The sequence below is a fragment of the Sphingobacterium sp. SGG-5 genome, assembly GCF_011043525.1.
Classification (GTDB): Bacteria; Bacteroidota; Bacteroidia; order Sphingobacteriales; family Sphingobacteriaceae; genus Sphingobacterium.
In genome coordinates, this window is the sequence record NZ_JAAKGO010000002.1 from 35,718 (window position 1) to 48,565 (window position 12,848).

A 12,848-nucleotide genomic window follows, 5' to 3' on the forward strand; every position below is an offset into this window, starting at 1 on the left:
AATACTTCTTCTTCTACCTTTGAAAAAAGGTGTCTCAAAAGGTCGACAAGCCCAAAAACGCGTCATTATGAGGAGTCTTAGCGACGTAATAATCTGCGTTTTGATTGATTAACGCATTCATGTCCATAGATTTCTCCTCCTAACGTCATTCGAAATGACGGCATGGTTTACTTTTTGAGACCCCCTCATAATTTCAGATGAAAAGGCAACTATTATTTATTTTTCTTATGTTGACCGTAGTCACAGGCTATGGGCAGGTTGATATCTCGGGGAAAGTGTTGGACAAATCCGACAAAAAACCGCTGACCAATGCGTCGATCGTCCTATTGAATGCGGACTCCATATTAATGCATTTTACACGTGCGGATGAGAATGGACGATTTACCTTAAAAGATATCGATAAGGGGCCATACCTCATGCTGGTCAGCTATCCTAAATTTGAGTTAATATCTAAGCCCCTGCAGGTAGAAGACAAGGCCATCAAACTGGACGACATCGAAGTCAGCTCCCAAATGAACCTTATTGAAGAAGTGGTGGTGACGCAACGTATTCCCATCCGCATCAAGGGCGATACGATTGAATACGATGCGGCCAGCTTCGAAACGGAGAAAAATGCAAAACTCGAAGACCTCTTACGGCGCTTGCCGGGGCTAACAGTGTCGGCCGATGGGCAGATTACAGCGCAAGGCAAGTCTGTATCAAAGGTATACATCGACGGTGAGGAATTCTTTGGGTATGACAACAAAATCGCTATCCGGAATATCCGTGCAGATGCCGTAGATAAAGTGCAAGTGTACGAAAGGAAGTCGGAAGAAGCTGAACTTACGGGTATAGATGATGGTGTACGGCTGCAAACGGTCAATGTGGTGTTGAAAGAAGAAGCCCGGAAAGGTATATTTGGGAATGCCGAAGCATTATACGGCACGGAAGATCTGTACGCGGGGAGCCTGTTTGCCGCAAAATTCAACAGCACAGAGCGTATCGGTATCACCGCCTCGACCAACAATATGGGGGCATCGGGCAGAGAAGGAAGTCTGCGCATGAACAATCAGATTCACGGCGAACCGCTGAATACTTCGATAGGTGCCAACTACCAAAACCGATTATTCCAAAAGAAAGTGAATGTGAATGCGAATTATAATTTCAACAATAATAGCATGCGGAATGAGCGGGAAAGCTATAATAAAGAGATTCTCTCGGATGATGTCCTGAACGAGACCAAAAGAACCTCCAATACATTCAACACCAGCCAGTCGCATGGTGTACAATCGCATTTCCGAATCCGTATCGACTCGACACAAAATATGGACGTACGTCTTAGCGGCAATATCTCGACACGGGAGAATGGCAGTTCTGTCGAAAGCAATACCAATGACGAAGGCCAGAATCCTATCAACGAATTCAGAAGCAGGCAAAACAACCGTGGAAATTCCAACTCGAATAATATACGCTTGAATTACCGCAAGCGACTGAATAAAAATGGAGCATCCCTAAATGCACATCTAAGCAATTCTTATTCGAAATCGGACACGGAGAATGATGTCTCGGATAGCACCTACTTTTTCCGCAACGATAGCACGGTGCGTGTCAATCAAAGACGCTTAGGGGACGATCTATCCAATAATTTCTCGACCCAACTGAGCTTCAATAATCGGCTGACGCCGAAGATAAATTATTCTATCGGCTATCATTTTTCCAACTCCAATCAGAAAAATTACACGGATGCCTTTATTTCAGACGACATGGGGGTAACTTCTCAGATTGACACGGCCTATTCGCAACATCAAAATGACCTGTCGACCAATCAGGGTGTCAATGCGAATATGTTTTTCAACTTGGAGACAATCACGATCAATGTCTCCAACAGTACGTCCTATAAAAACCAAAATTTAGACGATTATTATAGAGACATTGATCTCTCGCGAAGTTTCTGGGACAACAGTTTTAATACGGATGTGAATTATAAAATATCGACACGCAAAAATATTCGTGTATCGTATCAACATAGCAATGTTATCCCGACGTTCGGGCAGCTGCAACCCTTGCAGCCGCAAACAAATGCATTGTTCAGACAAGAGGGAAACCCCGATCTGCAACGTGCAACCCGAAATTCTTTCCGCACAAATTACAATACGATCAGCCTGCTGAAAGGCACGAGTTTGAATCTAAACGGTGATATTTCCTTTGTCTCTAATCCGATCATCAATAAGCGGGAAATCGACAACAATCGTATCACCACCAGTACCTTTGTCAACATCAACGACCGTTCAAGCTGGCAGGCAAGTGTGAACGGGGGATTTAACAAACCTGTTTTTAACAAACAGGTACAGTTCAACGTTCACTCCAATTTAACGTACAACAACGGTTTCAGTTATATTCGCTATAATAACGCAAACAACTACGAGCTGAACAACCTGCAGAACACCAATGGGAGTATCGGCATCGGTATGAATGAACAGAATTCCAGCGGCTTTGATTTTGATGTCAATGCGAGAATTGGCGCGAATAATCAACGGAACAGCTTACAAAAAGATTTCAATTACACCAATATGACCGCTGGCGGATCGGGTTATATCAAATATTTTTTACCAAAACAATTCAACGTGACGACTAATCTGGTTTATTCCTTCGAAGGACCTACAAAATTCTACGACGAGAGTATCCATCAGTTTTACACCAATGTGGAACTGAGCAAAAAGTTGCTGAAAAGTGAGAGTCTGGTGGTCAGTGTGCGAGCCTTCGATATTTTTAACACGTTCAATACCATAAACCGCAATGTCTCGGAAACTAATTTCTCCGAATCAACGCAGTTGATGTTGACACGATATGTCCTCTTTGGGCTGAAATGGGATTTTAATAAAAACTTAGGGAAGAAAAAAGATGAATAGATACATTTTACTGCTGATAGCACTTATCTGCGTAGAGTTGTCTTACGCACAATATGCCTATTTTGGCAGCCGAGGTAAGATCACCTTTGACCGCACGATGTACACCCGGGCACGTATGCGGGAGATGATGTCCAATTCTAACCCCAACACAAACAGATCTTTCCGAGGAGGGCGTGATGTGAGCACTCTTCCCGAGTCGACCACACAGCAGATGGAACTGTTTTTTGATGAAGATCACACCTTGATGCGGCATATTGTCGACGAAGAAGCGGGTTCGGGAAGCCGAAGTGCCGTAAGAACCGGCGGAGGAGCACGAGGACGACAAGGCCGCGGCGCGACAGGGAATGCACCACGAGCTAACGTGCGTAGCATGAATGCGCAAAAAACTATCTATCAGGACTTGAAGAAAGCTACCTCGGAGATGCAGGTCACAATAGACGAAAAATATATTCTATCCGATTCGTTATCGCCCATCACCTGGCGGTTTACCGACGAATACCGCAACATAGCCGGAATGGAATGCCGGCGTGTCAATGGGGCGACCAAGGATTCGTTATATCTTATTGCCTTTTATACCGACCAAATCCCGGTATCCGCAGGTCCGGCACTCAGCCACGGCCTGCCCGGTATGATCTTGGGCTTGGTTATTCCCGAGATGCATATACAGTATTGGGCAACAGAAGTCTCGTATACAAACGATCCTGTGCCTAACGATTGGCGGGATAAAAAGTCTCACATGATGACGCTTGATGAATTCTCTGACACCCTCGGTCATTTTTTCCGCCGCCGCGGGAATACCAATGACAGTTTCAGGCGGCGAGTGCTTGAACAGTTGATTTATTAATAAAATGACACTTTGTCACAAAAAAATGTCATAATCGAGACAATATGATATAGTTTTATATTTTAAAGTCCCGAATCTTTTATTGGCACAAGGGTTGTTACTAATTGATATATTAAAGTTAAACACGAAATAATTAAACAAGAGATATGTCAAAAATTATAGGAATCGATTTAGGAACTACCAACTCATGTGTGGCCGTTATGGAAGGAAACGAGCCGGTAGTTATTGCCAATAATGAGGGCAAACGTACAACTCCTTCTATTGTGGCTTTTGTGGAAGGTGGCGAACGGAAGGTGGGGGATCCTGCCAAACGTCAGGCTATTACTAACCCACATAAAACCGTGTATTCGATCAAGCGTTTTATGGGTGTTACTTTCAACGAAGCAGAAAAAGAAACACATCAAGTACCTTACAAGGTTGTAAAGGGCGACAACAATACGCCACGTGTAGAGATTGATGATCGTAAATATACCCCTCAGGAAATTTCGGCTATGGTTCTTCAGAAAATGAAGAAGACTGCCGAAGATTATCTGGGTCAAGAGGTGTCGCGCGCGGTCATCACTGTTCCTGCTTACTTCAACGATTCTCAGCGTCAGGCGACAAAAGAAGCCGGTGAAATCGCAGGATTGAAGGTAGAACGTATCATTAACGAACCTACTGCTGCGGCATTGGCTTACGGCCTGGATAAGTCGAACAAAGACATGAAAATCGTGGTGTTCGACTGTGGTGGTGGTACGCACGATGTATCAGTACTCGAATTAGGTGATGGTGTTTTTGAAGTAAAATCGACCGATGGCGATACGCACTTAGGTGGTGACGACTTTGATAACGCTGTGATCAACTGGTTGGCCGAAGAATTTGCCAATGAAAACAACGGCTTTGACCTGAAAAAAGATGCTATGGCGCTTCAGCGCTTGAAAGAAGCTGCTGAAAAAGCAAAAATCGAGCTGTCCAGCACATCGTCTACAGAGATCAACTTGCCGTATATCACTGCAGATGCTACAGGTCCTAAACACTTGGTGCGTACCTTATCACGCGCTAAATTCGAAAGCTTGGTCGCTGATTTGGTCAAACGTACAATAGATCCTTGTCGCACCGCATTGAAAAATGCTGGCTATAGCACATCGGATATCGACGAAATCATCTTGGTAGGTGGTTCTACCCGTATCCCTGCTATTGTGGAGGCTGTAAAGGATTTCTTCGGTAAAGAACCTTCTAAGGGTGTAAACCCGGATGAAGTTGTTGCACTGGGTGCAGCGATACAAGGTGGGGTATTGACCGGTGAAGTGAAAGACGTATTGTTATTGGATGTTACTCCCCTTTCATTAGGTATTGAGACAATGGGTGGTGTGATGACCAAGCTGATCGAGGCAAACACCACTATTCCAACCAAAAAATCGGAAGTGTTCTCTACAGCGGCAGACAATCAGCCGTCGGTGGAAATCCACGTCCTACAAGGAGAACGACCTATGGCGGCTCAGAACCGTACATTAGGACGTTTCCAGTTGACAGATATTCCTCCTTCGCCTCGTGGTATCCCGCAAATCGAGGTGACGTTTGATATCGATGCCAATGGTATCATTAAGGTTTCTGCAAAAGACAAAGCTACAGGTAAAGCGCAGGATATCCGTATCGAAGCTTCTTCTGGTTTGTCAGATGAAGAAATCCAAAAGATGAAACAGGAAGCAGAAGCCAATGCGGAAGCCGACAAGAAAATCAAAGAGGAAGCGGATAAATTAAATACGGCTGATGCCCTTATCTTCTCTACAGAAAAACAATTGAAAGAGTATGGAGATAAGATTTCGGCAGATAAAAAAGCACCGATCGAGGCGGGTCTTGAGAAGTTGAAAACAGCACATGCGGCTAAAAACTTCGACGATATCGACACAGCTTCGGCTGAACTGCAAAATGCATGGAATGCCGCATCGGAAGAGATGTATGCCGCTTCTTCACAACAAGGAGGTGCACAACCTCAGGGTGACGCCGGTCAAGCTGATAATGGCGGAGGCCAGGCGGGCGGGGATGATGTACAGGATGTAGATTTCGAAGAAGTAAAATAAGGTTACGATACGCGCTATAAATAAACAAAGCCTAAGAAAATTTTCTTAGGCTTTGTTTATTTATAGCTATGGGGCAATACTACATCAAACCCATCAACAACCGTAGCGGTAGACCAGTTGAATCGGCCTTTGTATAGTCAAATACAGCTTCAATGATAAAATTCGGATGGATATATCCAATAATTAAACGCGGGTTTAATTGCGTAAGCATATTGTCTAACGCACCATCACAGAACTCTCTGTCAATGGTAAGAGCGATACTACACGCCACTACGAATACAAGAGAGTAGCGCAGTGCCCGAATAAAATAAATGTAACTGTTCATAAGCTATGATGATAATAACTAAAACAACTTTTCAGGATAGACACCCGTTGCAACCAGTTTCGAAATATTTTCCTGTACAATAGGTTTATCTTCCGAGTAGGTTACACCAAACCATTTGGATGAGGTCGGAATAACTTTAAAATCGGCTATACCGTGCTTCACCATATAATCCGGTACGGACGGGATAAAAAATTCAGCTTTAAGGTTGTCACCGTTCTCTTCAACAAATTTCGGAAACATCGACAAAGCGACCTCAAAAACTTTCGGCGTGAAACCCCAAAAATTCATGGATACACGTGATTCCGCTGGAAGATCATATTGGACACCGTTCTCCTCATAAACAATCTTTTTACGATCGTCCTCATCGGTGGTGTAATATATATTCGTACGTTCAGTGACCGACGCCATATTCCCTTCAGCTGTCACTTCACATACTCCTCTGGAGACGTAGCCATAATCCGACATTGTGTTGCCGACTTGGAATCCCATAAGGGACATATGGTCATCGCGTACTTCATTTCGTAGGAACTCCCCCATCTTCATAAAAGGCTCTGTCCCGTAGAAATCATCGGCATTGATGACACAGAACGGTTCATGTATCAAATCTTTTGCACTCATAACAGCGTGTGCCGTTCCCCAAGGTTTTGTTCGCTCAATGACACGGTCCACACCAAACTTCGTTAAATCAAAATCCTGGAAAGCATAACCTACCTCAATTTTTCCGGCTAACTTTGCATCGAATATACCACGCATTACCTCTTCAAATTCTTCGCGTATAATAAAGATTACTTTTCCAAATCCGGCCTGTATCGCGTCATAAATCGAATAATCAATAATAGTTTCTCCGTGAGGACCAAAGCCATCCACTTGTTTTAATGATCCATAACGGCTAGCCATTCCTGCGGCAAGAACTAATAATGTAGGTTTTTCCATAGCTACAAACTTAGAAAATTTATCTCTTCTTAAAGAATGAATTTAAGATTCCCGATGCTATCTTACCTAATAGCTTCACACCTTCCCGGGCGAGCGTGCGGCTTGCTTGCGTCTGCGCAGCCTCCAACGGCGTTTGTCTTCTCGACCGTGACGCCGTACTCGTTTTGGTACGCTTTTCGGCCTCCTTTTGTGCCTTCTCCCGTTCCGCCTCCAACTCTTGTTGCTGCTCATACTGCACCCGTCGCGCTTCCAAAATTTCTGCGGCCGATTGCCGTTCTATGCGCTCCTGATATTTCGCATAAAAATCGGAGGCTTGTATAATCTGCCGATAATTTTCCGGCTGACAAGGCCCCATCACAGCCCGGGCAGCTACCAAATGCGTAGCGACAACTTCGGTGGGTATGCCCTTATCGTTCAATACCGTTATCAGTGCCTGTCCCGTGCCCAATGCCGTCAACGTTTTATCGATCTCATAAAAGTCAGAAGTAGGATATGTCTTTACCGTCTTACGCAAGTTTTCCGCATCATTTGGCGTAAAAGCCCGCAACGCGTGCTGTATACGGTTGCCGAGCTGCCCAAGTACGCTCTCCGGAATATCTGTCGCTGCCTGCGTACAGAAGAAAACCCCCACTCCTTTGGAACGAATAAGACGGATAATCTGCTCTATTCTTCCCAAAAATGCTTTTGATGCACCATTGAATAACAAGTGGGCCTCATCAAAGAAGAACACCAACTTGGGCTTATCCAGATCGCCCACTTCGGGGAGCTTCTTAAACAATTGATCCAATAAGCTCAGGAGAAATGTCGAAAATAGCAGCGGCTGATCCTGGATATCGGAAATATTCAGCAAGCTGATCACACCTTTTCCATCAACCTTACCAAAGAGATCCTGGATATCAAATTCCTTTTCTCCAAATATATGTGCCATCCCCTGCTGTTCGACTGCCACAATCTTTCTCAAAATCGCACCCGAGCTCGACGAACTTATCTTACCATAATCATTTTTAATTTCGGCTGCCCCCGGACCTTCAGAAAGATAAAACAATAGCTTCTTCAAGTCTTCTAGATCGACGACCGGAAGCTGCGTATCTTCTGCATATTTGAATATAGCACTTAAGACACCGGATTGTGTGTCATTCAGATCAAGAATACGGGCGAGTAATACCGGGCCAAAATCCTCCACAGTAATACGCATGGGGATTCCTACTGCTCCACTTAACGAAAAAAGCGCTATCGGAAATCCCGACGGCTCAAAAGGGACGCCTACGGCATTTCCTCTTTCAATAAGGGCATCATTTGTCTTGCCGGGTTCTGCCAATCCCGATAAGTCACCTTTAACATCCAACATAAATACAGGAACGCCCTCGTCCGATAACTGCTCGGCAATCAGTTGTAAGGTTCTGGTCTTTCCGGTGCCTGTCGCTCCGGCAATCAAGCCGTGGCGATTCATCATTTTTAACGCTAGTTTTACCTGAGCGTCTGTAATTATTTCACCGTTTAATATACCCGATCCAAGCTGTATAAAAGCACCCTTTGGATTATATGATGCGGTAACTTGAGCAATGAAATCTTCTTTCATAATCTACTATCGTAAATGATTATCCCAATTTAGCAATAATTGCGAGAAATTAAAGAATTTCTATGTTACGTATTTTAATCTGTTTTTGTAAAATTTTCATAATAAAATTCTATTTTTTATTGTTTTATTTCTCATAAATTTTATTTTTGTAGCGATGTTAGTGAATGATAGCATGTTTAGCCGAAGTCAGCGTATTATTGCTGCCAAGATTTGTTTTCTTGTTTTCGTATCCAAGATGCTTATTTCCGCTACACCTATGTTTGTCAACGTCTTGGACAAAGGGACTATCCTTCAAGTTGTCATGCAGCTGGAGATCGAGCTTCTTTCCAACAATACGAATAGCACAACGAACGAAGATCTCCACGAACATGGTGTAAAGATCTTTAAACCTGATTCGATAGATTATATCGGTTTCAATCCGACAATCGAAAACAGTGCAAAAACACGCAACTATCTAAAAAATGAGAAAGACATCTGTAGTTTCCATCCTACAGTACCTACACCGCCTCCCAACTGCTAATACTTCATTATTTTACAGCTTTAAGCTTTAAGTCTGTATTATAATTCATTTAAGCCCTACAAAACGCGTCATTACGAGGAAATTGACGACTGCGAAGCAGCTCGGAAGGAAACCAATCTGCGCGTTCAGTCTGGGCATTCTATATGGTTTTAAGTATTACATTTTCAAACAAATAATATGTTAGGAACACGTATGTCTGCCTTTTTGAAATTATCAAAAAGAGACTTAAAATATGATTTCCCGGCCAGTGTTGTTGTGTTTTTAGTCGCACTGCCACTGTGTTTGGGTATAGCTATGGCATCGGGAGCGCCATTATTTGCCGGATTATTAACCGGTATCATCGGAGGTATAGTCGTTGCCTCTGTTTCCGGATCTTCATTAAGTGTGAGCGGACCTGCTGCAGGTCTTACGGTGATCGTGCTCGGTGCCATCCAGGAATTAGGCGCGTATGAGACTTTTTTACTTGCCGTATTTATAGCTGGGATATTTCAACTGATTTTGGGTATCCTGAAGGCAGGAATGATCGGCAATTATTTTCCCTCTTCTGTCATTCTGGGCATGCTGGCTGCTATCGGTATTACCATCATGTTAAAACAATTGCCTTTAGCTGTCGGGTTGACCGAGGCACAACTTACCGACGTGAACGCAGCCTTTTCGGCCATAAATTGGGGCGCGGCAATAATCTGTTTATTATCCCTTGGCCTACTTATCTTTTGGCCATCAATCAAGGGATTAAATAAAATTCCGGCTCCTTTAATGGTCGTATTGACCGGCATAGGGTTAGCCTACCTGTTTGAAGGAACGCCCTTCGCTTTGATTTCGGCACATTTTGTTGCTATTCCGTCGGTATCGTCCTTTGCTGAATTTACGGGATTGTTCGTTTTGCCTGATTTTGGTCAAATCATCAACAAAGAAGTGTGGATAGTCGCTTTCACCATTGCTATCATAGCCAGTCTGGAAACTTTATTAAGCATCGAGGCTATCGACAAGCTAGATCCATTTAAACGCAGCTCCCCTACAAACCGAGAACTTGTTGCCCAAGGGATAGGCAATATGACGAGCGGTCTTTTAGGAGGGCTTCCCATGACATCCGTCATTGTACGTTCCTCAGCTAATGCGAATGCAGGTGGGCGTACCCGTCAGTCGGCTATGCTACATGGGATATGGTTGCTCGTCGCCGTACTGGCGATTCCCACATTGATTAATATGATTCCTTTGGCCTGCTTGGCAGCCATCCTCCTCCATACGGGGTATAAATTAGCTCAGCCGGCCTTGTTCCGCCGCATGCATAGTAAGGGATTGGATCAATTTGTTCCGTTTACGCTCACCATTGCTGCTGTGGTATTTACAGATCTGCTTACCGGTGTAGGAATTGGCATCCTTATCGCCACCTTCTATATCTTGCGGGCGAACATGCAAAATGCCTATAAATTTAACATCGTGGGCGATGGAAATAATAGGGCCATATTTGTATTAGCGGAAGAGGTCTCGTTCTTAAATAAGGTACCTATACAGCAAAAATTGTACAGCCTCCCTAAGTCTGTTATATCGGTGACCATCGATGGCAAAAACAGCAAATTTATCGATAAGGATGTCATCGAAGTGATCAAAGGTTATGAGCAGAATGCGCGGAGCAAAGGCATTGCTATAGAACTTCAGGATGTCACTTATAAGAAAAAGGCTGTCTATAGAAAACAAAAAGTCGAAAAAGTAGTCTAATAATACGATTTTAATCATAAATACTGTAAATTGTGCGACGCACGTCAACATCATCTTAACATATAAACATGGGAAATAAAAAATTAGAGCTCAGTTTCAAAAAAATATTAGAAGGAAACAAGGGCTGGGTAGATTTTGTCAAAGAAGACAAAACAGGACGATTCCAACAATTAGCCGCAGGCCAGCATCCGGAGATTTTCTGGATAGGTTGTGCCGACAGCCGTGTCCCGGCAAACGAAATCACGGGTACCAAGCCGGGCGAAGTATTTGTCCACCGTAATATCGCCAACATGTGCGTCCATTCCGATATGAATATGTTGTCAGTACTGGATTACGCCGTCAATGTGCTTCACGTCAAACATATTGTCGTTGCCGGACATTATGGCTGTGGAGGGGTAGCTGCATCACTCAGCCGTGAGCAATTCGGTATTATTGACAACTGGTTGTGTCATATCAAAGATGTGTATCGTATCCATGCTGAAGAAATCGACGCGATCAAGGATCCAACAGAAAAAACCAATAAGCTGGTTGAGCTCAACGTCAAAGAGCAAGTATTCAACCTGTGTACGACATCCATTGTGCAAAATGCCTGGAAAAATGGATATGATCTAGCTGTACATGGTACAGTTATCCGTATCGATACAGGTGAGCTGCTCGACCTGGACACAACTTTTACAAGCAACGAAACTTTAGGGAAGGTGTTTGCATTTAAGTAAGATCCTTACAGGTAAAATAAAAAAGCCGGTACGATTGTACCGGCTTTTTTAGCATTTACGCAAGAAACTTAAAGCTTTTATCGCGTAAGCACAATCGGTTCTTGCAGTTCTTCTAAAGCGGTATAAACTTTGAACAAAGCCCGTGGCACGTGAAAACAGCCTTTCCATTTACCACCTTTCAAAGTAAGCAGATGTTTCCCTTGTCTATTCAGGTAACCGTACCATTCACCATATGTTGGATCTGCAAAATTGCCAAACGAATATTTATCCAATTTCTCAAACCAATCTTTACACTTTTTATTTCCAGTATAGACATATCCTTTAGCCATGCATACTAAAGCCTCTAAATGCACCCACCAAAGCTTCTGATCCCACTCCAATTGTTGCACCGGTCGACCCAAAATATCTTTAAAATATAAGATACCACCAAACTCTTCATCCCAACCAAAGTCTAACGTACGGAGTGCTATATCCACACATCTTTCCATGAGTCTACGGTCACCTCGACGGTTCGCCAAGTCCATCATAAACCACATCGCTTCAATGATATGCCCTGGGTTGACCAGCCTTCCGTCAAACGAATCCGAAAAAGAACCGTCCTGATTAACATTTTCCATAATCAAGCCTGTGTCTTGTTGATAAAAGACTTCCATTACTTCATGGATAATATTATCAACCAACGATTCGACCATATCCGTTCCCACAATATGTTCAAGCTCTAAAGAAAGGTTGCTTAGGATCATGGGTAGGGCAAATCCTTTTAGCGATCGTGTTTCGGGATAACTTTTATTGTACTTTCCCTTCGGATTATCCTGTCTTGCTAATATCCGCTTGAAGGTATCGTGAGCGACCTGCCCATACTCGTCCTTGTTGGTAATCTTATAAAGTGCACCCAACCCCATGCTGGCAAAACAATCGGAAAAGATATTGTATGGCTGTACCAAGGGTTGTCCCGTTCTGTTTAAAGAAAAATACCAATCACCATCTTCGTTGCGTCCATTCTTTAGCATAAAAGCAGCGCCTTGTTCGGCCATTTCTTTCCACGCATCTCGCTGTTCCACCTGATCGTACAACATTGACGCTGTCCATATCTGCCGTCCCTGCAACCACATAAACTTGTCTGTATCGAACACAGTTCCATCCCGATCCAAACAGGTAAAAAAGCCACCATATTCCTTATCTATGGAATGCTTTTCCCAGAATGGCATAACATTCTCCAACAATTCCTTTTTATACCGTTCAACAAATTCCTTCATTTCTTACC

The 12,848-nt window shown here is 43.5% G+C and carries 10 protein-coding genes; 6 read left to right on the forward strand and 4 right to left on the reverse strand.

The window, feature by feature from the left end:
• Positions 1-227 precede the first annotated feature (227 nt).
• The 3 genes from G5B30_RS02515 (at position 228) to dnaK (ending at position 5,792) form a co-directional block, all read left to right on the forward strand.
• Entirely contained in the window at positions 228-2,888 is a 2,661-nt protein-coding gene (locus tag G5B30_RS02515) for an outer membrane beta-barrel protein (protein ID WP_206366985.1), read from the forward strand.
• Positions 2,881-3,732 (forward strand): GLPGLI family protein, encoded by an 852-nt coding sequence (locus G5B30_RS02520; RefSeq protein WP_165318398.1) that lies wholly within the window; start codon positions 2,881-2,883, stop codon positions 3,730-3,732. Before G5B30_RS02515 ends, G5B30_RS02520 begins: the two co-directional genes overlap by 8 nt.
• A gap of 146 nt (positions 3,733-3,878) precedes the next feature.
• The gene (dnaK, locus tag G5B30_RS02525; protein WP_165318399.1) at positions 3,879-5,792 is read left to right on the forward strand and encodes a molecular chaperone DnaK; all 1,914 of its coding nucleotides are present in this window, start codon (positions 3,879-3,881) and stop codon (positions 5,790-5,792) included.
• A gap of 79 nt (positions 5,793-5,871) precedes the next feature.
• On the opposite strand, the gene G5B30_RS02530 is transcribed toward dnaK, so the two are convergent.
• Genes G5B30_RS02530 through G5B30_RS02540 form a run of 3 tightly spaced genes read right to left on the reverse strand, consistent with a single transcriptional unit; the run spans position 5,872 to position 8,629 of the window.
• Positions 5,872-6,117: a hypothetical protein gene (locus tag G5B30_RS02530; RefSeq protein ID WP_165318400.1), complete on the reverse strand. Its 246-nt coding sequence runs from the start codon at positions 6,115-6,117 to the stop codon at positions 5,872-5,874.
• An 18-nt stretch (positions 6,118-6,135) separates the two neighbouring features.
• A complete protein-coding gene (locus tag G5B30_RS02535) occupies positions 6,136-7,050 on the reverse strand; it encodes a sugar phosphate nucleotidyltransferase (protein WP_165318401.1) in 915 nt (304 codons plus the stop codon).
• A gap of 19 nt (positions 7,051-7,069) precedes the next feature.
• The gene (locus G5B30_RS02540) at positions 7,070-8,629 is read right to left on the reverse strand and encodes a helicase HerA-like domain-containing protein (protein ID WP_165318402.1); all 1,560 of its coding nucleotides are present in this window, start codon (positions 8,627-8,629) and stop codon (positions 7,070-7,072) included.
• A 154-nt stretch (positions 8,630-8,783) separates the two neighbouring features.
• Between G5B30_RS02540 and G5B30_RS02545 the strand changes: the two genes are divergently transcribed.
• The 3 genes from G5B30_RS02545 (at position 8,784) to G5B30_RS02555 (ending at position 11,584) form a co-directional block, all read left to right on the forward strand.
• Complete coding sequence (locus G5B30_RS02545; RefSeq protein WP_165318403.1) at positions 8,784-9,149, forward strand: hypothetical protein; 366 nt, start codon at positions 8,784-8,786, stop codon at positions 9,147-9,149.
• Between the two features lie 177 nt (positions 9,150-9,326).
• Complete coding sequence (locus tag G5B30_RS02550; protein ID WP_165318404.1) at positions 9,327-10,868, forward strand: SulP family inorganic anion transporter; 1,542 nt, start codon at positions 9,327-9,329, stop codon at positions 10,866-10,868.
• A 68-nt stretch (positions 10,869-10,936) separates the two neighbouring features.
• Positions 10,937-11,584, forward strand: a complete 648-nt coding sequence (locus G5B30_RS02555; RefSeq protein ID WP_165318405.1) for a carbonic anhydrase — start codon at positions 10,937-10,939, stop codon at positions 11,582-11,584.
• 77 nt (positions 11,585-11,661) lie between these two features.
• Here the strand turns inward: G5B30_RS02555 and G5B30_RS02560 are convergent, their stop codons facing one another.
• Positions 11,662-12,840, reverse strand: a complete 1,179-nt coding sequence (locus tag G5B30_RS02560) for an AGE family epimerase/isomerase (RefSeq protein ID WP_165318406.1) — start codon at positions 12,838-12,840, stop codon at positions 11,662-11,664.
• Positions 12,841-12,848: the final 8 nt, after the last annotated feature.